Genomic DNA, 21,748 nt, shown 5'->3' on the forward strand with positions numbered 1-21,748 from the left:
AATTCATGCGTTTTTAGGCTTAAAACCTTAAATTTGCACAACTGCTTATAAAAAAATAAATGCAAACTCCTCAAAAAATTGCTGTAATAGGTTCTGGATTGGTTGGAACATTATTAGCAATCTATTTAAAAAAAATGGGACACACGGTTCATGTTTTTGATCGTAGCCCTGATATTAGAACAGTTGAATTTTCAGGACGTTCGATTAATCTTGTAATGTCTAATCGTGGATGGAAAGCTTTAGAAGATATAGGAATTGATGATGAAATTCGCAAAATAGGAATCCCAGTTGATAAGCGTGCTATTCACTTACAAGATGGTAAATTAAATTATCAGTATTATGGTAAAGATGGTGAAGCAATTTTTTCACTTTCACGCGGAGTTTTAAATCGAAAAATGATTGATTTAGCGGAACAAGTTGGTGTCGAATTTAAATTTGAACATAAAATTTGGGATGTAACTTTAGCAGATGCTACATTACATATAGGAGATACCGAAAGAGGGGAGTGGACAGAATTAAAATACGATAAGGTTTTTGGAGCCGATGGTGCTTTTTCAAGAATACGTCATCGTATGCAACGTCAAAGTATGTTTGATTATTCGCAGGAGTTCATGAAAATTGGCTACAAAGAATTACACATACCTGCTAATCCTGATGGGACTCATAAAATTGATAAAAATTCATTGCATATTTGGCCACGTGGTCAATTCATGTTAATGGCATTGGCCAACCTTGACGGAAGCTTTACTTGTACACTTTTTATGCCTTTTGAAGGAGAAAATTCTTTTGAAGCTTTAAAGGAAGAAAAAGATTTAGTCGATTTTTTTGCTAAATATTTCCCAGATACAAAAGAAGTTATTCCAGATTTGGTACAAGACTTCTTTAAAAATCCAACGAGTTATCTTGTGATGATGAAATGTTTTCCGTGGACTCATGAAAATAATATTGCATTAATTGGTGATGCTGCTCATGCTATTGTCCCTTTTTATGGACATGGAATGAATGCAGGATTTGAAGATATTACGGTCTTGGTTCAAATGATTGAAAAATATGGAGATGACTGGCAGAAAATCTTTGAAGAATATGGAAAATCTCGTAAATCAAATGCAGATGCCATTGCAGAACTTTCATTGAGAAACTTTATTGAAATGAGTGCTAAAACGGCCGATGAAAAATTCTTGCTTCAAAAGAAAATCGAAAAATGGTTTTCTGACAAACATCCAGAAAAATGGTTGCCATTGTATAGTCGAGTAACATTTAGTACCCAGCCATATTCTGAAGCTCTTGCGATAGGTGATTTTCAAAATAAAATAATGGAAGAGGTTATGACAATTTCAGATATTGAAAATAAATGGGACAGTAAGGAAGTCGAAGAAAAGATAATTTCATTATTGAATTCGAAAGTGCATTAAAATAATAAATAGTTATTCTGAGTTTCAGAATTTTTAATGAAAACTCCAAATCATTTAGAATTTGGAGTTTTTATTTTTACATAAGTTCTGTAAGAAAACCTATATTTGGTATATAAACCAAAATCAACATATGGAAATAGTTTTATTGTTAATTATAATAGTTCTTGTAATTGTTATAATGAATAATCAGAATGCTAAATTCGATAATCTTCAAAATTCCATTTCTAGATTGCAGCAACGAATCAATGATTTGAATAAGCGATTGGATGAAAAAAAAGAAACTTCTACTGTTACAGAAGAGAAAAAATTAGAGACTACTCTCCATATAAGTAAAGAAGAAAACAAAACTCCTGTTTTTGCAAAAATTGATGAGCAAAAAGTAATTGAGCAAAACGTTGAGCCAATTTTAAAAGAAGAAAGCAATGAACCGCTTCAAGTAGACATTGCCAAAGAAGTAGTTAAACCTATCATCGAAAAGAAACAAATATTTGTTGAGTCTAAAAAGTCTTGGTTTGAGAAATTCAGGGAAAACAATCCAGATTTAGAGAAGTTTGTTGGTGAAAATCTGATTAATAAAATTGGAATCCTGATTTTGGTTTTGGGGATTAGTTTCTTTGTGAAATATGCCATCGATAAAAACTGGATTAATGAAACAGCTCGTGTAGGAATAGGTATTTTAGCTGGTTCACTCGTTATGGGTGTAGCTCATAAACTGAAGCAAAACTATAAGGCTTTTAGTTCTGTAATGGTTGCAGGAGCTATCAGTATTTTTTACTTTACTATTGCCATAGCATTCCATGATTATCATCTTTTTAGTCAAAGTGTAGCTTTTGCCATTATGGTTGTAATTACAGCCTTCAGTACATTTGTATCTTTGGCTTATGATCGCCAAGAATTGGCAGTGTTGTCTTTAATTGGTGGTTTTGCTGTGCCATTTATGGTTAGTACTGGTCAAGGAAATTATGTGGTGTTATTTATTTATATAGCTATTCTTAATATTGGTATTTTAGGGATTGCTTACTTTAAGAAATGGAATCTTTTGACATTGTTATCTTTTCTATTTACCACACTATTGTTTTTCTCCTGGTATATTAGTGAATTGGATGCTAATAAATTGCCACATAAAGGAGCGCTAATTTTTGCAACCCTATTTTACTTTTTGTTTAGTATTACAGCAGTTTTAAACAACGTAAGAAGCAAGGGAGAATTCTCTAAAATGGATTATTTTATTGTTTTAGCAAATACCTTCGCCTATTTTGGTTTGGGACTCGGAATTATTCATAATTGGGGTGTTGAGGCTAAAGGGTTGTTTACTTTGTCATTGGCGATATATAATCTTGTATATGCAGCAATATTATACAAGAGATTTGGATTGGATAAAAAAGCAGTGTATTTATTAATAGGGTTTGTGTTTACATTTATAACGATAACTATTCCGGTTCAGTTTGAAGGCAATCAGATAACATTGTTTTGGGCCTGTGAAGCGGTATTGTTGCTTTGGTTGTCACAAAAATCAAAAATTGATTTATTTAAAATAGGAGCTCTTCTAGTTCAAATATTAACTGTTATTAGTTTGGTTCTGGATTGGAATAATCATTACAACCTATCTGATAATAAACTTACAATAATTTTTAATCCAGCATTTTTAGCTGGTATTGTTGTCTTGGCTTCTTTAATTGCAATTCGTTTTTTACTTAAAAAAGAAGAATCGGTAACAAATGTGTTTTCGTTTAAATTTGACCCTGTTTTATATAGTTCTGTACTTCAATGGAAAATTTTAGTCATAGCATATTTTGTAGGTATTTTTGAAGTTGGTTATCAATCAGGGACATATTTGTCAAATGAGTTTTCGGCCATGTCTTTGCCAGTTACTTATCATTATGTTTTTAGTACAATTCTTGTTTACTTGGCCTTAAAACTTTATAAGGAAAAAATCTTTCCGTTGGTCACATTACTAGTTGTGATGAATGTCTTTTTGTATGTAGTGTATTTTTACAGAATCCCTTCTAATGAAGTTAGTTCAAATATTATAGCAAATTTAAATTCTGGAGTCGCGTTTTATTTCCACTACATTATCTTGGGATGCACCGCCTATTTTATTTTGATTTTAGCAAAACAAATTCTTAATGAATCTCCTTTCAGTTTCCTCAAGTCAAGAATAGCACTTTGGATATTAGTTTTTTGTGGAGTTTATGTTTTGAGTAATGAACTCATAGTGCATTGTCTTTATTTTACAGATTTGAAAAGTATAATGTCAAATGTGAAAAAACTGGCTGGAAAAGAAGATTATATGTTTGACTTTTATACCGACGAAATGTTGGACGGTATCAAAACACAAGTTGTGAAAATTGGTTATCCTATTTTGTGGGGAATATTGTCTTTTGCCTTGTTGGTTTATGGAATAAAAAAGCAGTGGAAAGAATTGCGAATTATTGCTTTGTCACTTTTAGGATTAACGATTGTGAAATTATTCGTGTACGACATCAATAATGTGTCAGAAACAGGTAAAATTGTTGCGTTTATTTTGCTTGGAGTATTGGTGTTAACTATATCATTTGTATATCAAAAGATTAAGAAGTTAGTAGTAGACGAAAACGAAAATATTGTTCAAGATGAAAAGATTGATTAATTGTTTCCTGCTTTTATTTTTGGCCAATTCAGCGATTGGACAAAAATACAGTGGGACTCTATCGGAAGTTAAGCAAGATGGATTGCATTTGGTTGGTATTACCCCTGGGATTCTTTCAGCGTGTGGAGGAACGTTAGACCATTTTAGAATTCTAGATAAAAAAAATAATGAAGTTCCTTACGCAAAATTTTCAAAAAGTAAAGATGTTTTAAATCTTAAGACTTGTAAAATTCTTGAGAGAAATAGCATACCTAACAAATTAACTTCAATAGTTGTTGAAAATTCAGAAGCGGCAAAGTTGGATCGATTATTATTGAAAATTGGCAATTCTGCGGTAGCTAAACATTACAATATTAGTGGAAGTTATGATAATAAAAAGTGGTTTGGGTTAGTGTATAACCAACAAATAAATAATTTAAGTGAGGAAGGACAAACCTTTGTAGATAGAGAGTTTTTGTTTCCGCTGAATAATTATAAGTATATCAAATTTGATTTTATTGATAAAAACTCACTTCCTCTAAACGTTATTTTGGCTTCTTATTTTGAAGAAGGTAAAATGGATGTTTTTCCTTCTGTTAAATTAACTGGTTTTGATTATAAAATTGAAATAGACAAGAAAAATAAAGTTTCAGTAATTCATGTTACTTTCAAAAAACCACAAATAATAAACGGTGTAAGATTTGAAATTACTGGACCAGAGATGTATTTGCGAGAAGCAAAACTATTGGTGAACAAATCTCGTGAGATAAAACGTAATCAAGAATTTTATCAAGGGACATTGAGCTCTTTTCAATTGAATTCTAAAGGAAACAATTATTTTGAATTTGAAGAAATTTTTGAAAAAGAACTATTCATAGAAATTGCGAATCAGGATAATCCTGTTTTAGAAATTAAGTCGGTAGAATTTTTACAAAGACCTGTTCAGATTGTCACTCATATTAAAGCGAATGAAAATTACAAGATTGCTGTCGATTCAAATTATGTTAAGCCTGATTACGATATAGTGAATTTTAATTTAAATCCTGAAGATGATATGTCTTTAGCAGTTATTGAGAATTTTAAAGAAGTTAATCTTTTTAAGAGAACAAAGGATAATAAGTTTTGGCAAAGCCAATGGTTTTTATGGGCTTCAATACTTATTGGCGGAATTCTAATTGCTTATTTTGCTTTTGGATTACTGAAAGATTTAGAGAAGAAAAATTAATTTTCTTCTCTATGAACTAAATCCATACTAAATGCAGGCTTGCAAATAGCAATATATTCACAAGGGGCATCAAACGGATTCGAATATTGAATCCTTGTGTTTTTTTCTATTTTAATTGATTGTCCCGCCTCTAGAATAACTTTTTCATCATCAATAATAAACTGTTTCTTTCCAGAAATGATATAAGTATATTCATCAAATTCTGGTGTTTGGAAAGGTTCGCTCCAACCAGGAGGTGCTACCATATGAGCGATTGAAATTTCGCTATTGTTAGTTGTGGCAAGTCCGTGATGTTCTTCTATTAATTTTCCATCAGTAGTTGGAACTACAAATGGTGACTTCTGAATAAAATACTTTTTCATAATCTAAATGTTTTAATCCCAGATATATTTCCAACTTCCATCTTTTTGTTTTTGCCAAACTGTATGAAAGATGCCTTTGAAGTCTTTTTTGTTTCCTGTTGAATCTGTGGCAGTCCAAATATATTGTCCATAGGTATAAGCCATTGTTCCATCATCAGAAACGTTTATGAAATCTGGTTTCCAAGTTACTTTTGCTTTTGAGTATTTTGGATTGTTATAATAATTCTTGATTGCTTCTTTTCCTTTAATGAGTGTGTCGTTCTCTCTTTTAATTACAGCATCTTGTGCGGCAAATTCATAAAATGCATTGGCAATACCTTCTTTAGAAGCGCAATTATTAAATGCTTTTTCTGCGTTAGTAATTTCCTCTTTTATAGTTGTTTTATCAATTTTTTGATTACAACTGAAGAGTAAAATGGAGCTTAAAAGCAAAACTGTTTTTCTCATGCTTTTATTTTTTAAAGATAAAATATACGGCTAAAACCAAAAAACACATTCCTACAGCATGATTCCATCGTAACGATTCATTTTTGAAAAAAATCATGGAGAAGATTACAAATATTATTAATGTAATCACTTCCTGAATCACTTTTAATTGTAAGACTGAAAAAGGTCCGCCATTACCCTGAAAACCAATTTTGTTAGCTGGAACCTGAAAACAATATTCAAATAAAGCCAATCCCCAACTGATTAGAACAATTGTGATTAGTCCTGCATTTTCAAACCATTTTAATTCTTTAAACTTTAAATGACCATACCATGCCAATGTCATGAAAATATTTGACAGAATCAGTAAGCCAACTGTGATATATCCCTTCATTTATAACTATTTCTTCAATACTTTCATCAATACATTAAATGCTCCGCGAATAAAACTTGCACTGGTAACGACTTTTAGAACCGATTTTCCAATCACTTCACCTGTACTAGGGCCTTTACTTTCTTGTTTCTCTTCTTCTTTTTCGGCTACTTCTTCCGAAATTTCTTCTATTTTTTTAGTCAGTATTTCATAAGCACTTTCTCTGTCAATTTCTTCTGAATATTTTTCAACTAATTTTGATTTTGAATTTATTGTTCCAATTTCTTTTTCAGTCAAAATGTCCATTCGGCTTTCAGGAGCACGCATCATACAGGCTACAAGAGGTGTAGGGATACCTTTTTCGTTTAGTGCAGTAACTAAAGCTTCTCCAATCCCTAATGCGGTAATTATTTCATCGGTTTTGTAAAATTCAGAAATAGGATAGTTTTCTGCAGTTTGTTTTATCGCTTGACGGTCATTAGCGGTAAATGCTCTTAAAGCATGTTGGATTTTTAAACCTAATTGAGCTAAAACGCCTTTTGGAATATCGGTTGGATTTTGTGTGATGAAATAAACGCCAATCCCTTTTGAACGAATCAGTTTTATTATTGTTTCAATTTGGTCCAATAAAGCATCACTAGCTTCATTAAAAATTAAATGTGCTTCATCAATAAATACGACTAATTCTGGTTGGTCAACGTCACCTTTTTCAGGCATTGTGTTGTAAATTTCAGCTAGTAAATTTAGCATGAAAGTCGAGAATAGTTTTGGTTTGTCCTGTATGTCGTTTAAACGGACGATGTTTACATAACCGTAGCCATTTTCGTCAATGCGCATTAAATCATCTATTTCAAATGATTTTTCGCCAAAGAAAATATCACCACCTTGTTGTTCTAATTCGATTATCTTTCTAAGGATTGTCCCTGTAGTTGCTGTAGAAATCTTACCATACTCTTTAGATATTTCTTCTTTACCTTCATCTGTAATGTAATTCATTACTTTTTTAATGTCCTTTAAGTCTAATAAAGGCATTTTTTTATCATCACAATATTTGAAAATTACAGCAATAACACCAGCTTGTGTTTCATTCAAATCCAATATTCGGGAAAAAAGAACAGGTCCAAATTCAGAAACTGTAGCACGTAGTCTAACACCATCTTGTGAAGAAAGGGTCATGAGTTCTACAGGAAATTCTTTTGGAGAAAAGGGAATGTTGATTTTAGCGTGTCTCTCTTCAATAAAGTCTTTTTCTTCACCTTTTGCGGCAATTCCTGAGAAATCTCCTTTAATGTCCATCATCAATACGGGAATTCCATTTTGTGATAGCTGTTCTGAAAGTACTTGGATTGTTTTGGTTTTACCAGTACCTGTTGCGCCAGCTATAAGTCCGTGACGGTTTAAGGTCTTTAATGGAATTGTTATTGGGATGCTATATGCTTCTCCATCGAGTATTGCACCTCCTAAATTAATATTTGCTCCTTTAGAGGCATATCCTTGATTTATTTCTGTGGTAAATTCTTCTATTCTGCTCATTTTTGATAAAAATATAATCTTAGGTGCAAGATATTAAAATTGTATTAAAAAATACATTGTTAAATTACTGTGGCTTAATTATTGATGTTGTTATATTATCTTGATTTTGTTGAATTTTCCTCTGAAAAAAGGATGTTTCGTTGGATTTAAGAATAATTCATAAAAAAGCCAATTACAATGAAAAATATTCATTTTTTAACTCTTTTCAGGCGCTTTGATAGATAATATTCATAATTGCCATGATAAACGTTGTGGGAATGCTAATATTTGGGTGTTATTAATTGAAAAAAAGTTTTTTTATTACATCTAAAAAATTAAATTTGCTCCCATTATTCATTAAATTCACGTTAGAATTAATCAATTAAAAATTTAAATTTTAAAAAAATGGCAAACAACGTTAAAAAAGAAAAAAGTTCAAATTCAAACGGAGGAGATATTTTCTCTGGTCTTGTAATCGTAGCATGTATCGTAGTAGGATGGTTAGTATGGAAATTCGTTATGGGAGCTCCATCTAATTTTGAAGGAGGAAATCCAGAAGGTCATCCACTACCAGGAAACTATTTAGGAATGGTTTACAAAGGAGGGGCTATCGTACCTGTTTTAATGGGCTTATTATTGATGGTAGTTGTTTTCTCATTTGAGCGTTTCGCAGTTATTTCTAAAGCTGCTGGTAAAGGTAATTTAGATGCTTTCATGAAAAAAGTTCAGGCTAGTGTAAATGGTGGTGATATCGATGGTGCTATCGATGCTTGTGACAAACAAAAAGGTTCTGTTGCAAATGCTATCAAAGCTGGTTTAGTAAAATATAACCAAGTTAAAGCTGAAGGTTTTTCTTCTGAAGAAGCTACAGAAACTATTCACAAAGAAATTGAAGAGGCAACTTCATTAGAAATGCCAATGTTAGAGAAAAACTTAACAATCTTATCTACTTTAGTATCTTTAGGTACATTAGCAGGATTATTAGGAACAGTAACAGGTATGATCAAGGCGTTTGGTGCATTAGCTACTTCAGGTACTCCTGACCAAGCGATGTTAGCAAACGGTATTTCTGAGGCGCTTATCAACACTGCAACTGGTATCTCAACTTCTGCTTTAGCTATTGTTGTTTATAACTTCTTTACTTCTAAAATTGATACATTAACGTATTCAATTGACGAAGCTGCAAACGCGATTGTAAATACTTACAGACGTTTCAAAGGAAGCTTAAAATAATATAATAACAACATCTTGTATAACGTTATATTTTAAAGGTTATACATTTAAAAAATAAAGTATGGCAGTAAAAACGCAAAAAAAAGCTGGTGCTATCGACATGACGGCGATGTGTGACGTGGCTTTCCTATTGCTTACTTTCTTTATCTTAACCGCTACTGCAAAACAGCCAGAGCCGTTAACTGTAGAAACACCTAACTCTACTGTGCAAACTAAATTGCCAGAAACAGATTTAGCGACACTTACAGTTGGTGATGGAAAAGTGTTCTTCGGTGTTTTAGGAAGAGATGTAAGAGTAAGAACTTTAGAGATGATGGGTCAAAAATACGGTATCGCATTCTCTCCAGAAGAAAGACAACGTTTTGCTCTAATGGATGGTTTTGGTGTGCCAATAGCAAATTTGAAACAAATAATTGCTATGAATGGTTCAGAAAGAAATCAACCAGGATTGCAACCAGGGATTCCTAAAGATTCATTAAACAATGAATTAAAGGAATGGATTTATAACGCTCGTATAGCAAATACTGAATTACATCAGCAAGAATTAAAATTCGCTATTAAGGGTGATGCTAAGTTAGAGTATCCAAACATTAAAAAAGTAATGGATATTTTGCAAGAACAAGAGGTAAACAGTTTCAATTTGGTAACTGGTTTACGCGGAGAAAATTTCTAACAGTATAAAAAACAAGAAATGGCAGAATTAAATACCGACGCCGGCGGTGGCAAAAAAGGCGACAAAAAGGTAAGAAGTAAGAAATCGAATTCAAAGGTAGATTTAACTGCAATGGTTGACTTAGCATTCCTTTTAATTACGTTCTTCATGCTTACTACCTCGTTGTCAAAGCCGCAGTCGATGAACTTGGGAATGCCGGATAAGCCAAAACCTGATGATCCTAAGCCTCCTGTAGTTGACGTGGCTGATGATCGAAGTATGACTATTTTATTAGGTGAAAACAATAAGGTAAAATGGTATATGGGACAATTCTCAGCTCCTCTTGAAGGACCAGAAGATTCGTCTTATGGTAAAGAAGGAATTCGTAAGGAGATTTTAGAAAAAGTAAAATCTGTTCCGGCAAAATATAATGATCCTAAAAAAGGATTAATTGTAATTATTAAGCTTGATAAGAAAACCAACTATAAAAATATGGTTGACATCTTAGATGAAATGGCAATTGCTAAAGTTCCTACGTATGCGATTGTAGATTTGCCTAAGGAGGAAAAAGCTTTACTAGATAAATAACAACTAACCCTAAATATTGAAAAAATGAAATTAGATATATTCAAATCACAGTGGTTAGACTTAGTTTTTGAAGGACGTAATAAAAAATATGGAGCTTACGTATTACGTAAAGAAAATCCAAAAACTTCTTTACGTTCGTTATTGCTTGGAGGAATTGTATTTTCAATTGCGGTGAGTGCACCTAAATTGATTGAATTGATTCCTAGTAGTGATGAAGCAAAGAATTCTTTAGATGAAAAAGTGGTTTTGGTAAATATGGAAAAACCAAAAGAAAATTTACCACCTCCACCACCTAAAAAAATTGAACCACCAAAGCCTAAGATTGATGAGGTTAAATTCGTTGAACCTAAAGTTGTAGAAGCTAAAAAGGTAACGGAAGAAATTAAAACAATTGAAGAGCTTAAAGACAAAAATATCGCCGAAAAAGATATTAAAGGTGATAAAGATGCGGACTTTAAAATAGACAAACCATCGGGTGAAGCTGAAAAAACTGTAGAAGTTGTAGATAACAATGTATATAGTTCAGCAGGTATCGAAGTACAACCAGAATTCCCTGGAGGTGCTGCTGGTTTTGCTAAATATGTTCAAAAGAACTACCGTACTCCAGAAGTTGAACAAGATCTTAAAGGACGTGTATTTGTTGAATTCGTTGTTGAAAAAGACGGAAGTTTAACAGATATCAAAGTTATTAGAGATCTTGGATTCGGAACAGGAGCAGAAGCAATCAGAATGCTTAAAAATGCACCTAAATGGAGTCCAGGTGAACAAAATGGTAAAAAGATTCGTGTTAGATATAGTTTGCCAATTATGTTAGACATTAGAACAGAGTAATGAGTAATTATTATTCAGATAAAAAAGAGAAGAAATCGCTAAAAGAGCGATTTCTTCTCGTTATAGGTATATTCTTCTTTTTAATTTATCTCACTTTTGGACTTGCTATTTTATTTTGGGATAAATTGCCTTTAAAAATGCCTCAAAATTATCGTATTGCACTTGGATTGATAATCATCATTTATGCATTCCTTCGGTTTATACGATTTTTCCAAAAATCTTAATATGAAAAAAATACATTTTCTACTTGTTGTAGTGGTTTCTGCTTTAATTATTTTTAGCTGTAATCAAAAAAAGATACTGATAAAAAAGATACAATTTTAACTGGTAGCGTTAGTATATTGGTGGATGAAACAATTTTGCCAATAATTGAAGACCAGGTAATGGTTTTTGAAAATCAATATGATGCCAAAATTAAGCTTGTTGGAAAATCAGAAATGGAAATTGTAAAACTTCTATCTGAAGGTAAGTATGATCTTGCAATTTTAACAAGGTCTCTGTCTCCAGGAGAAGCAAAAGTTTTTGATGAAAAGAAAATTAAGCCGAAAGAAACGCTTCTGGCTATGGATGCAGTGGCTTTTATTGCCAATAAGTCCGACGGAGATATTAAAATTGATTTGAATGATATTTCGGCTTTTATGCAAGAAAAGGATCAATCAAAATTTGCTGGATTGGTTTTCGATAATGCTAATTCTAGTACAGTAGCTTACATGAAAAAAGTAGCTGGTGTTCAGCAACTTCCTAAAGAGAAAATTTATTCATTCAACAATAATAACGAAGTAATTGAGTTTGTTTCTAAGAACAAGGGAATGATTGGAGTTGTTGGGGTTAATTGGATTTCTCAACCACTGCCAGAATTTCAAAGCATCGTTGATAAAGTTAGTGTTTTGGAAGTAAAGGCAAAGAATGGTAACTTTGTACAACCTACTCAAGATCAAATTGGACGACAAACGTACCCAGCTACTCGTGTTATAAAAATGTTAAATTATCAAGGATATTCTGGTTTAGGTATGGGATTTGCTTCCTTTGTTGCTGGAGAGATTGGTCAACGTATAATTCTTAAATCTGGATTAGTTCCCATGAGAATGCCAAGTCGTAACATTATAGTTCGAAAAGAAATTGAAAAAAAGTAAAATAATTAATACAACTAAAATGAATAAAATTAAATTTTTCAGCGTTGTTTTCTTAGCACTAGGATACACTTCTTTTGCTCAAGATGTTGATGCAGCTAAAAAAGCAATCGATGGTGAACAGTATGAAAAAGCCAAATCAATATTAAAAGAAGCTGTAAAAAATACTCCGGACAATGGTAAAGCAGCTTTTTTATTAGGAAATGTGTATTTAAGTCAAAATCTTCAGGATTCTGCAAAGATATTTTTTGATAAAGGATTAAAAGCAAAAGAATTTGCAGCTTACAATTATATTGGATTAGGCCAAATTGATTTAGATAATGGAAATGCTTCTGCAGCTCAATTCAATTTTGATCAAGCTACAAAAGACATGAAGAAGAAGGATTTGGAACAGTATGTATATATTGGAAAAGCATATACTAACTCAGATAATCCTAATTTCAAAAAAGCAGTTGAAGTTTTAAATAGAGCAAAAGCAATCAACATGAATGATGCTCAAACTTTATTAGCACTTGGTGATGCCTATTATAGAGATAAAAATCAAAATGAAGCTTATGCTGCTTATCGTAATGCAGCTGCAGCTGATCCTTCTTTATTAAGAGCTAAAATGCAATTGGGTGTATTACTTAAAGGGGCAAAAGCTTATACAGAAGCAAAAGCAGCTTTAGATAAGGTTTTAGCTGAAAATCCTAATTATGGTCCAGTTCATCGCGAATTAGCTGAAACTTATTTTGGTATTGCCTTGGCAGATAAATCAAAGTATAAAGAATATACAGCTAAAGCATTAGAAAGTTATGAGAAATACATGAGTTTGACTGATTATTCTTTGGCTTCTCGTATGCGTCATGCAGATTTCTTGATTGTTGCTAAAGATTACAAAGCTTTAGAAAAAGAAGCTCTTGAGATGAAAAAATTGGATAATGTAAATCCTAGAATTTTACGTTACTTAGGTTACTCATCTTATGAAAATGGAAACATTGATGCTGCAATTTCTGCTTTAACAGAATATACATCAAATTCAAAAAACAAAATTATTGGTCGTGACTACTTGTATTTAGGTATGGCACAACTTAAAAAAGCAATTCCAGCTGTAAGTGGTGATGCTAAACCGGTAATTGATGAAACTTTATATAATACAGCTGTTGAGAATTTTAAAAAAGCAGTTGGTTTAGACAAGCCAATGGCTAATGAATTAAATGATATAGGTAAAGTATATTTTGACCAAAAATTATATAAATATGCTGCTGGAATTTATGAAGTTGCTACTTCAAACCCAAATTCACAAAACTATTTGTATGATAATTTCTTCTTAGGATATTCTTTATACTTTGAGTATGCAAGTAAAGATGTGAAAAAGCCAGAGGTTCTTGAAGCTCTTAAAAAAGCAGATGTAGCTTTTGGAAATGTTAATGTTGCATCTCCAACAACTCAAGATGCTCATATTTATAGAGCGAGAGTTAATGGTTTGTTGTCAGAAGCTGCTGCTAAAGATCAAATGGCTAAGAGTTATGAAGAGTTTGTAAAAGTTGTTACAGCCAAAGGGCCAGAAACTGTTGAGAAAAATAAATCTAAGTTTGTTGAATCTTATCAAGAATTAGCAAGATATTATGCTAAAACGGATAAAGTAAAGTCTAATGATTATATTGCTAAAGCTTTAGCATTAGAACCTACAAATACAGACACATTAAATCTTCAAAAATTATTGAAATAATATACTAACCGCTCCATTTGGAGCGGTTTTTTTATGACTTATTCCTTGGCTTTTAATTATAATCTCTTTTTGCTAAGATTCTTAAAACATTAAAAATCTTTAATGTAAGGATTGAATTGCTTACCTTTGCACCCCAATAATTACAAAATATCATAGCATGCTTGCAAAAGAAACACAGTTGGCTGTCGAAAAAGGAGAAATGTTGCCTTTAATGGAGGAATTTTACACCATTCAAGGAGAAGGATACCATACTGGTACTGCTGCATATTTTATAAGAATTGGTGGTTGTGATGTAGGTTGTCATTGGTGTGATGTAAAAGAGAGTTGGAATGCAGAACTTCATCCGCCAACACACATTGGAATAATTGTTGACAATGCAAAAAAATATGCTGAGACAGTTGTAGTTACAGGCGGAGAGCCATTAACTTGGGATATGTCACAATTGACATCTCAATTAAAGGGAGCAGGTCTTAGAGTGCACATTGAAACTTCTGGGGCTTATTCTGTTTCTGGATCTTGGGATTGGTTTTGTTTATCTCCTAAAAAAACCAAACTTCCTGTAGATGAAGCCTATGAAATAGCAAATGAATTAAAAGTTATTATTTATAATAAGCATGATTTTATTTTTGCAGAAGAGCAAGCCGAAAAAGTAAATGATGATGCTATTTTATTTTTGCAACCAGAGTGGAGTAAAAAAGAAGAAATAACACCTTTAATTGTAGATTATGTAATGAACAATCCTAAATGGAGAGTTTCGCTTCAAACACATAAATATTTAAATATTCCTTAAAAAATATTTATTCTTATATCTTTTATTGAAAGTAGTTTAATTAGCGTCCTCATAAAAGAGGAGAAGATTCATGAGGTTAGATGTATTATCCAAATAATTATAAAACTTAAACAAAAATTTATATAGTCAATTTGGATAATTGCCGTCAAACCAAATAAAAAACGTTAAATTTTTGTTATTAAAATTAAAAAAATTATCTTTACAGAAATTTTTTAAATCTTTTTTGCCCCAACATTAAAGCTTAATAAATTGTTTTGGTGTCATTTTTTAGTAACCTATAAAATACCACAACATTATGAAAAGAATTATACTCTTTTTGATTGTATTATTTGCTCAGCAAATAGTATTAGCGCAGGCACCTATGAGTGTAGTTAACAAGACTGCAGCTATCCCTTTTGAAACGGTTGAAAACCAGCCAATTTTTCCTGGTGGAAATAACGAGTTTATTAAATTTATAGGTAAAAACTTCAGAGTACCTGATGTAGAAGACTTCTCTGGAGGTGTTTTAAAGGTTAGTTTTGTTATTGAAGTAAATGGTTCGATTGCAGATGTCAAAATTATTAATGACTTAGGTCATGGAACTGCAGATGAGATAAAAAGAGTATTGTCTTTGTGTCCTAAATGGACTCCAGGTGATCAAAATGGTAAACCGGCAAGAGTTCTTTTTACACTACCAGTTACAATAAGAAATTAGAATTTTAATAGTTTAATAAAATACCCACAAATTTTTTGTGGGTATTTTATTAAAAATCAATCGATTAAATGCATTTAATCGATTTTTTTGTGTCTCTTATCAAAATCAATTGTATTATTGTTATCCAGTTTTATTAATTGGAAAGTAACACATAATTGATTACGTATGAAGAAAATTACTATTTTGATTTTATCTTTTTTATGTATTAACCTAGTTTTTTCTAATAAAATAGATAAAATTGTGGAAGCACCAATACCTTTCGAATCAGTAGAGGTTAAGCCAATGTTCCCTGGAGGAATAAATGAGTTCATGAAATTCGTAATGAAAAACTACCAAGTTCCTGAAGAGGAGGATGGAGGAAGTGCAACAGGAGTTGTTCAAGTAAGTATTATAATCGACGTCGATGGATCGGTAAGTAAAATAGATATACTTAAGGACGTTGGTAGTGCAGGTAAGGAAATCAAAAGAGTTTTGTCTAAATGTCCTAAATGGACACCAGGTAGACAAAAAGGACAAAATGTTCCAGTTGTTTATAACTTCCCTATAACAATTAAATAAAGAAAATCCCGAATTGATGTTCGGGATTTTTTATTTTTACATTGTTAAAACTATTTTATGAAATCCCTTTTTCAAATTGATGATTCAATTACCTTTTTAAACCATGGATCTTTTGGTTCATGTCCAAAACCAATCTTTGACGAATATATAGGTTTTCAAAAAGAATTAGAAACTGAGCCAGTGAGTTTTATTCAAATGAAACAACCTCATTATCTGAAGACAGCTAAGAAAGCTCTGGCAGAATTTATTCATTGTTCCGAAAAAGATTTTTTCTTTATTCCTAACCCAACTGTGGCAATTAATACGGTAATGAGAAGTTTAAATCTTGAGTTTGGTGACGAGATTTTAGCTACAGATCATGAGTATGGTGCTATGGATAGAACATGGAATTTTTACTGCAAGAAAAGTGGTGCAAAATATATTCGCCAACCTATTACTTTACCAGTTAAATCTAAAGAGCAGCTCTTAGAAGAATTTTGGAAAGGTTATACTGAAAACACCAAAGTAGTTTTCTTAAATCATTTTTCAAGTGCAACAGCTTTAATATTTCCAGTTAAAGAAATTTGCGACAAAGCTCGAGAACTTGGATTGATAACAATTATTGATGGTGCCCATGTTCCAGGACATGTCGATTTAAATCTTTCTGAATTGAATCCTGATTATTATACAGGGACGTTACATAAATGGATGCTGGCGCCTAAAGGGAGCTCATTTTTATATGTTCGTAGAGAATTGCAGAATTCTCTTGACCCATTAGTGGTGAGTTGGGGCTATGAAAGTTTAGCTCCAAGCGATAGTCAATTTTTAGATTATCATGAATACCAAGGAACTAATGATGTTGCTCAGTATTTATGTACTCCTATGGTTATTGCGTTTTTAGAAGAAAATAATTGGAAGGAAGTTTCTAAAAAATCTAAACAAATAGTTCTAGAAAACTATAAGCGTTTTTGTGATTTGTTAGGAACCCAACCAATATGCCCAATTACAGAAGAATTCTTGGGGCAAATGGCTAGTGTTCCTGTTAAAACAGATAAACCTGCTGAACTTAAAGCAATTTTGTATGACAAATACAAAATTCAAATTCCTGTTATGCCATTAAACGAAAATATCTACGTTAGATATTCTATCAATGGTTATAATTCACAAGAAGATTTAGATAAGTTGTATCAAGCATTAGAAGAGATTATTGCTAAAACTGATTTGATTAAAAAATAGATCAAAATTTATAAGGTGATTGAGGTTCTCGAAATCACCTTATTTTTTAATATAATTTCGCTAAATAATCAAAATGTTTTCCTTCCAAAACTAATTCACACTGTAAACCGTTTGCATGACAGGCATTTTGTAGTGTGTTATAATCTATATATAACCAAGGAAAGGATTTTTCGGTTTCTTCTTTATAATGTACAGTAAAAGTTAGTTCGCCATAATAACCATTGGCTGGAATCTCAAAAGCACCATCTTCATCTTGGTTATACATATAAATCAAGTCAGAGGAATCAATCAGTATTTGTCCTTTTTCTGTAAGAAGCGATTTCAGTATTTGAAGGTATTTTGTAGTTTCTTTTAGTGTGCCAAAAATTCCTGTCCCATTCATTAAAAGTAAAATGGTGTCAAATTTCTCGTCAGAATTCAAATCCAATACGTTTTTAGTAAAAGCATTTTTAACACCTCTCAGTTTACATGCTTCAATAGCATTTGGAGAAATGTCTATTCCAGTAACGTCAAATCCTTTTTCTTGTAAGTAAATAGCATGACTTCCAGCGCCACAACCTATATCCAATATTTTTCCTTTTGAAAGCTGTAATGCTTTCTGTTCCAATTTCGGCATTTCTTTGTAGGAACGAAATAAATATTCAACCGACATTTCATCTGCTTCTGAAATATTGGTTTCTGTAATTAAATCTTCTGGGGAATTATTGGTTTGATAATCTAATATGGCTTTACCGAAAAGATCCTTCATTGTGACTGATGTGTTAATTTGGTTGCTTGTTGATTTGATTTGAGTAATTTTGCATTCTGAAACTGAATTAAATGCTGAAGCCTTCATTACAAGAAATACAAAAACTAGCCAAAGATAAGCATAACGAAAACAAAAAGTATTTCGACAAGCTTAAAAAGAAGGCGCCAAAAAATATTGATTATGTCATGCAGGAATTGCATGATGCGGAATTTAAGCGTACCGATTGTTTACAATGTGCCAATTGCTGCAAAACTACTGGGCCATTATTTACATCGGCAGATATTGAACGAATCGCAAAGCACTTTCGTCAAAAACAGCAACAATTCATAGATCAATATTTGCGAATTGACGAAGACAATGATTATGTCTTACAGAGTGTACCCTGTACTTTCCTAGATGCAGAGAATTATTGTATGATTTATGATGTGCGTCCAAAAGCATGTCGTGAATTTCCACATACAGACAGAAAAAAGTTTCAGCAAATATCAAATCTGACTTTAAAGAATGTAGCGATTTGTCCTGCGGCTTATAATATAGTAGAAGAAATGAAAAAGAAAATGCCACTCTAGAGTGGCATTTTTTATTTTTTATATTGAATAAGATTAAAAAGTTAATTGTATAACAAGTACTTTTTTCTTGTCTCTTTGAAATCTTTCAATCCTTTTTCCCAAGATTTTCTAATTTCAGTTTCAGAAGCGCCACTTTCAATTTGTTGCTGCAGTTTTTTTGTTCCAGCTAATTTGGTAAAAAAGTCATTAAAGAATGGAGTCTTTGTTTGTGCGTTTTCTTTATAGGCTTTAATCAGCCATTTTAATTCAAGGCGTTTTACTTTTTCTATTTTGGTTAAATCTTCTCCGAAACATTCTTTTCCATTCCAAACAGGATCTTTAGCCCCCAAATTTGGTTTTGGTGTAAAACTAAATCCATTGTTATTTAAATATGGAGAGCCGTAAATTTGAAATTGTTTTTCGGTTCCACGTCCTACACTTACATTGGTTCCTTCAAAAAAACATAAACTCGCATATAAATTGATTGCTTGATCATTAGGTAAATTTGGTGAAGGTTTTACAGGTAAACTATATGAAGATTCATGTTTATAGTTTAAACAAGGGATAATAGTTAAATTACATTGAACCGCTTGCCCTGAGTTTGTCGAAGGGTGAAGCCATTTTTCTCCGTTAATCATTTTAGCATATTCACCAATTGTCATTCCATGAAGCACAGGTATTTGATGCATGCCTACAAAACTACTATGTTCTTTTTCTAAAATTGATCCATCGACAATTCCTCCGTTTGGATTTGGTCTGTCAAAAACCAGTAACGGAATGTTGTTTTCTGCACAAGCTTCCATCACATAATGTAAAGATGATATATAGGTGTAAAATCTAGCGCCAACATCCTGCAAATCAAAAATCATAATGTCAATACCTGCTAATTGTTCAGGTTTTGGTTTTTTGTTATTTCCATACAAAGAAACTATTGGTAAGCTAGTTTTAGTGTCTTTGCCATCCTTTATTAATTCACCAGCATCTGCAGTTCCTCTAAATCCATGTTCTGGAGCATAAATTTTTTGTAGTTTTATTTTTTTCTCAATTAAAAAATCTACTAAATGAGTTTTGTTAGAAAGTATTCCCGTTTGATTAGTAACGATGCCAACTTTCTTGCCTTTTAAAAGCGGTAAATAGGTTTTTGAGTTATCAGCACCTAATACAAGTTTGTACATTTCACTTTGAGTTGCATCTTTGCATTTAATTTCTATACTATCTCCTTTCTGTAAACTGTTAACTGACGACTGATTGCTTTTCTTGCAATTTCCACACGAAATCATTGTAAAAAACAAGAATAAAAATGTATTTTTGACACCAACGAATGTATTTATACGTCGAAAAGAAAAACTGTAAATCATTATCTTTTGAATTTAGAATATTTTATTGCCCGAAGATTAACTAGGGCTAAAGACCATAAAAGTAATATATCTTCGCCAATTATAAAAATTGCGATTGCTGCTATTGCTATTGGTGTTGTCATGATGATTGTGTCAGTGGCCACAGGAATTGGTCTTCAAAACAAAATACGTCAAAAAATTGCTGCCTTTAACGGTCATATTGTAATTTCAAATTTCGATGACAACCAATCAGAAGTAAGTCTTAATCCAGTCTCAACAAATCAAGATTTTTATCCAAAGTTTAAATCGGTACAAGGAATAAATCATATTCAGGCTGTAGCAAGTAAAGGAGGGATTATTAGAACTGAGAGATCATTCGAAGGGATAGTATTTAAAGGAGTAGGTAAAGACTATAAATGGGACAATCTAACAGAATATCTAGTCCAAGGAAGAATTCCTAATCTTAAAGAAGAGTTAAACTCTGAGATACTTATATCCGAATATTTAGCGAACCGATTAGAACTAAAGCTAGGTGATAAATGCAATACCTTTTTTATGAAAGAAGGAGGGAATCAATTGCCAAATCTTAGGGTATTCAAAATAGTAGGGATTTATAATTCAGGATTTCAAGAGTTTGATGCTACATTCTTATTAGGAGATATTCGCCATATTCAAAAAATGAATAAATGGAAACCTACCGAGGTAGGTGCTTTTGAAGTATTTGTTGATGATTTTGATAAGATTGAAGAAAAAGGAGCCGAAGTTTATAATAACACTCAAAACAAAGATGATATATCTAAGACATTAGATACGCAAACAATCTCTCAAAAGTACTTTTATATATTCGAATGGTTAAAGCTATTTGATTTTAACATATTGGTTATTCTTTCAATTATGATTGTAGTAGCCACCATTAATATGGTTGTTGCTCTGCTTGTTCTAATATTAGAACGTACACAAATGATTGGTATTCTGAAATCGATTGGAGCAAACAATTGGACAGTCAGAAAAATATTCCTTTTCAATGCACTGTATTTAATTGCTCAAGGACTTCTTTGGGGTAATGTAATAGGTATAGGGTTATTACTTATTCAAAAACACTTCGGTATTGTAAAACTTAATCCCGAAAACTATTATGTAAATACAGCCCCAGTAGATATAAATCTATTGTATATCTTCTTACTTAATATAGGGACAGTGGCTGTTTGTTTTTTAGTACTACACATACCATCACATATTGTGACCAAGATTTCACCAGTCAAAGCTATTAAGTTTAGTTAGGTTTTAAATCTCATTCACTTTTTTTATTTATAGCGTGTCCCTATGCTTTGCATTGGGTCGGGCTTTTTGCACTCGCTTTTTAAAATCTATTTTAAAAGAGCTCAAACAAATTCTCCAATCCCTCACGCGTACCATATATATAGTATACCTATATATAATAGTGTATAGGATAAGTATATATATAGTATAGTAAAAAGAAAGGTACTTATTATATATGTATAGTGTAAAACGGATGTTTAAATTCCATTACTTTTCGACACTGTAATACTATCAAAAAAAACTTTTACATCTAACTTACTGTGGGTCAGAGTAAGTGTAAAAAAGATTAAAAAAAGTTTTATAAAAGGCTTGCGTAATTGAAAAAAGGTGGTACTTTTGCACCCGCAATCAACAACAAAACGGTTGTAAACAAGCAAAGTTCTTTATCATAGTGTTAAAAAATCTTTAAGTGATTGAGTTTAAAGCGAGAGCAAAAAAATTAAAAAAAATCACGAAAAAGATTTGGAGATAAGAA

The 21,748-nt window shown here is 31.9% G+C and carries 21 protein-coding genes; 15 read left to right on the forward strand and 6 right to left on the reverse strand.

Annotation, left to right across the window (positions count from 1 at the left end; genetic code table 11):
* Positions 1-59 precede the first annotated feature (59 nt).
* The 3 genes from LJY17_RS14190 to LJY17_RS14200 all read left to right on the forward strand — a co-directional run bounded on the left by LJY17_RS14190 (position 60) and on the right by LJY17_RS14200 (position 5,245).
* Positions 60-1,412, forward strand: a complete 1,353-nt coding sequence (locus tag LJY17_RS14190) for an FAD-dependent oxidoreductase (RefSeq protein WP_264544470.1) — start codon at positions 60-62, stop codon at positions 1,410-1,412.
* Between the two features lie 130 nt (positions 1,413-1,542).
* On the forward strand, positions 1,543-4,041 hold the full coding sequence (locus tag LJY17_RS14195) for a DUF2339 domain-containing protein (RefSeq protein WP_264544471.1): 2,499 nt from the start codon (positions 1,543-1,545) through the stop codon (positions 4,039-4,041).
* Positions 4,025-5,245, forward strand: a complete 1,221-nt coding sequence (locus LJY17_RS14200) for a hypothetical protein (RefSeq protein WP_264544472.1) — start codon at positions 4,025-4,027, stop codon at positions 5,243-5,245. Before LJY17_RS14195 ends, LJY17_RS14200 begins: the two co-directional genes overlap by 17 nt.
* On the opposite strand, the gene LJY17_RS14205 is transcribed toward LJY17_RS14200, so the two are convergent.
* The 4 genes from LJY17_RS14205 to LJY17_RS14220 are packed head-to-tail and all read right to left on the reverse strand — an operon-like array spanning position 5,242 to position 7,939.
* The gene (locus LJY17_RS14205) at positions 5,242-5,607 is read right to left on the reverse strand and encodes a cupin domain-containing protein (protein WP_264544473.1); all 366 of its coding nucleotides are present in this window, start codon (positions 5,605-5,607) and stop codon (positions 5,242-5,244) included. The two genes, LJY17_RS14200 and LJY17_RS14205, sit on opposite strands and share 4 nt — an antisense overlap.
* Before the next feature lie 12 nt (positions 5,608-5,619).
* Positions 5,620-6,054, reverse strand: coding sequence for a YybH family protein (locus tag LJY17_RS14210; protein ID WP_264544474.1), 435 nt, complete (start codon positions 6,052-6,054; stop codon positions 5,620-5,622).
* A gap of 4 nt (positions 6,055-6,058) precedes the next feature.
* On the reverse strand, positions 6,059-6,427 hold the full coding sequence (locus LJY17_RS14215; RefSeq protein WP_264544475.1) for a DMT family protein: 369 nt from the start codon (positions 6,425-6,427) through the stop codon (positions 6,059-6,061).
* Positions 6,428-6,433: 6 nt separating this feature from the next.
* Positions 6,434-7,939 carry a DUF853 domain-containing protein gene (locus tag LJY17_RS14220; protein ID WP_264544476.1) on the reverse strand — a complete coding sequence of 502 codons (1,506 nt, stop codon included), beginning with the start codon at positions 7,937-7,939 and terminating at the stop codon, positions 6,434-6,436.
* 384 nt (positions 7,940-8,323) lie between these two features.
* On the opposite strand from LJY17_RS14220, the gene LJY17_RS14225 reads away from it, so the two are divergent.
* From LJY17_RS14225 to LJY17_RS14270, 10 genes are all read left to right on the forward strand, one after another.
* Entirely contained in the window at positions 8,324-9,151 is an 828-nt protein-coding gene (locus LJY17_RS14225; RefSeq protein ID WP_264544477.1) for a MotA/TolQ/ExbB proton channel family protein, read from the forward strand.
* Positions 9,152-9,212: 61 nt separating this feature from the next.
* Entirely contained in the window at positions 9,213-9,824 is a 612-nt protein-coding gene (locus LJY17_RS14230) for an ExbD/TolR family protein (RefSeq protein WP_264544478.1), read from the forward strand.
* An 18-nt stretch (positions 9,825-9,842) separates the two neighbouring features.
* Positions 9,843-10,391 carry an ExbD/TolR family protein gene (locus LJY17_RS14235; protein WP_264544479.1) on the forward strand — a complete coding sequence of 183 codons (549 nt, stop codon included), beginning with the start codon at positions 9,843-9,845 and terminating at the stop codon, positions 10,389-10,391.
* 24 nt (positions 10,392-10,415) lie between these two features.
* The gene (locus LJY17_RS14240) at positions 10,416-11,222 is read left to right on the forward strand and encodes an energy transducer TonB (RefSeq protein ID WP_264544480.1); all 807 of its coding nucleotides are present in this window, start codon (positions 10,416-10,418) and stop codon (positions 11,220-11,222) included.
* Between the two features lie 344 nt (positions 11,223-11,566).
* Complete coding sequence (locus LJY17_RS14245) at positions 11,567-12,355, forward strand: substrate-binding domain-containing protein (protein ID WP_338441542.1); 789 nt, start codon at positions 11,567-11,569, stop codon at positions 12,353-12,355.
* Between the two features lie 19 nt (positions 12,356-12,374).
* Entirely contained in the window at positions 12,375-14,063 is a 1,689-nt protein-coding gene (locus tag LJY17_RS14250; RefSeq protein WP_264544483.1) for a tetratricopeptide repeat protein, read from the forward strand.
* Between the two features lie 157 nt (positions 14,064-14,220).
* A complete protein-coding gene (locus tag LJY17_RS14255; RefSeq protein ID WP_264544484.1) occupies positions 14,221-14,853 on the forward strand; it encodes a 7-carboxy-7-deazaguanine synthase QueE in 633 nt (210 codons plus the stop codon).
* A 295-nt stretch (positions 14,854-15,148) separates the two neighbouring features.
* On the forward strand, positions 15,149-15,547 hold the full coding sequence (locus LJY17_RS14260) for an energy transducer TonB (RefSeq protein ID WP_264544485.1): 399 nt from the start codon (positions 15,149-15,151) through the stop codon (positions 15,545-15,547).
* 165 nt (positions 15,548-15,712) lie between these two features.
* Positions 15,713-16,105, forward strand: a complete 393-nt coding sequence (locus tag LJY17_RS14265; RefSeq protein ID WP_264544486.1) for an energy transducer TonB — start codon at positions 15,713-15,715, stop codon at positions 16,103-16,105.
* A gap of 57 nt (positions 16,106-16,162) precedes the next feature.
* Positions 16,163-17,320 (forward strand): aminotransferase class V-fold PLP-dependent enzyme, encoded by a 1,158-nt coding sequence (locus tag LJY17_RS14270; protein ID WP_264544487.1) that lies wholly within the window; start codon positions 16,163-16,165, stop codon positions 17,318-17,320.
* Positions 17,321-17,366: 46 nt separating this feature from the next.
* On the opposite strand, the gene LJY17_RS14275 is transcribed toward LJY17_RS14270, so the two are convergent.
* Entirely contained in the window at positions 17,367-18,068 is a 702-nt protein-coding gene (locus LJY17_RS14275; protein WP_264544488.1) for a class I SAM-dependent methyltransferase, read from the reverse strand.
* Between the two features lie 71 nt (positions 18,069-18,139).
* Between LJY17_RS14275 and LJY17_RS14280 the strand changes: the two genes are divergently transcribed.
* Positions 18,140-18,637: a YkgJ family cysteine cluster protein gene (locus LJY17_RS14280; protein ID WP_264544489.1), complete on the forward strand. Its 498-nt coding sequence runs from the start codon at positions 18,140-18,142 to the stop codon at positions 18,635-18,637.
* Between the two features lie 41 nt (positions 18,638-18,678).
* Here the strand turns inward: LJY17_RS14280 and LJY17_RS14285 are convergent, their stop codons facing one another.
* Positions 18,679-19,974 (reverse strand): exo-beta-N-acetylmuramidase NamZ family protein, encoded by a 1,296-nt coding sequence (locus LJY17_RS14285; protein ID WP_264544490.1) that lies wholly within the window; start codon positions 19,972-19,974, stop codon positions 18,679-18,681.
* Between the two features lie 6 nt (positions 19,975-19,980).
* Here LJY17_RS14285 and LJY17_RS14290 point away from each other — a divergent pair, with 6 nt between their 5' ends.
* Positions 19,981-21,234 (forward strand): ABC transporter permease, encoded by a 1,254-nt coding sequence (locus tag LJY17_RS14290; protein WP_264544491.1) that lies wholly within the window; start codon positions 19,981-19,983, stop codon positions 21,232-21,234.
* Positions 21,235-21,748 lie beyond the last annotated feature (514 nt).

Source organism: Flavobacterium hankyongi (assembly GCF_036840915.1).
GTDB lineage: Bacteria > Bacteroidota > Bacteroidia > Flavobacteriales > Flavobacteriaceae > Flavobacterium > Flavobacterium hankyongi.

Coding starts and splice junctions, on each gene's coding strand:
- LJY17_RS14190 (WP_264544470.1), top strand. CDS start 60: ATGCAAACTCCTCAAAAAATTGCTGTAATAGGTTCTGGATTGGTTGGA.
- LJY17_RS14195 (WP_264544471.1), top strand. CDS start 1,543: ATGGAAATAGTTTTATTGTTAATTATAATAGTTCTTGTAATTGTTATA.
- LJY17_RS14200 (WP_264544472.1), top strand. CDS start 4,025: ATGAAAAGATTGATTAATTGTTTCCTGCTTTTATTTTTGGCCAATTCA.
- LJY17_RS14205 (WP_264544473.1), bottom strand. CDS start 5,607: ATGAAAAAGTATTTTATTCAGAAGTCACCATTTGTAGTTCCAACTACT.
- LJY17_RS14210 (WP_264544474.1), bottom strand. CDS start 6,054: ATGAGAAAAACAGTTTTGCTTTTAAGCTCCATTTTACTCTTCAGTTGT.
- LJY17_RS14215 (WP_264544475.1), bottom strand. CDS start 6,427: ATGAAGGGATATATCACAGTTGGCTTACTGATTCTGTCAAATATTTTC.
- LJY17_RS14220 (WP_264544476.1), bottom strand. CDS start 7,939: ATGAGCAGAATAGAAGAATTTACCACAGAAATAAATCAAGGATATGCC.
- LJY17_RS14225 (WP_264544477.1), top strand. CDS start 8,324: ATGGCAAACAACGTTAAAAAAGAAAAAAGTTCAAATTCAAACGGAGGA.
- LJY17_RS14230 (WP_264544478.1), top strand. CDS start 9,213: ATGGCAGTAAAAACGCAAAAAAAAGCTGGTGCTATCGACATGACGGCG.
- LJY17_RS14235 (WP_264544479.1), top strand. CDS start 9,843: ATGGCAGAATTAAATACCGACGCCGGCGGTGGCAAAAAAGGCGACAAA.
- LJY17_RS14240 (WP_264544480.1), top strand. CDS start 10,416: ATGAAATTAGATATATTCAAATCACAGTGGTTAGACTTAGTTTTTGAA.
- LJY17_RS14250 (WP_264544483.1), top strand. CDS start 12,375: ATGAATAAAATTAAATTTTTCAGCGTTGTTTTCTTAGCACTAGGATAC.
- LJY17_RS14255 (WP_264544484.1), top strand. CDS start 14,221: ATGCTTGCAAAAGAAACACAGTTGGCTGTCGAAAAAGGAGAAATGTTG.
- LJY17_RS14260 (WP_264544485.1), top strand. CDS start 15,149: ATGAAAAGAATTATACTCTTTTTGATTGTATTATTTGCTCAGCAAATA.
- LJY17_RS14265 (WP_264544486.1), top strand. CDS start 15,713: ATGAAGAAAATTACTATTTTGATTTTATCTTTTTTATGTATTAACCTA.
- LJY17_RS14270 (WP_264544487.1), top strand. CDS start 16,163: ATGAAATCCCTTTTTCAAATTGATGATTCAATTACCTTTTTAAACCAT.
- LJY17_RS14275 (WP_264544488.1), bottom strand. CDS start 18,068: ATGAAGGATCTTTTCGGTAAAGCCATATTAGATTATCAAACCAATAAT.
- LJY17_RS14280 (WP_264544489.1), top strand. CDS start 18,140: ATGCTGAAGCCTTCATTACAAGAAATACAAAAACTAGCCAAAGATAAG.
- LJY17_RS14285 (WP_264544490.1), bottom strand. CDS start 19,974: ATGATTTACAGTTTTTCTTTTCGACGTATAAATACATTCGTTGGTGTC.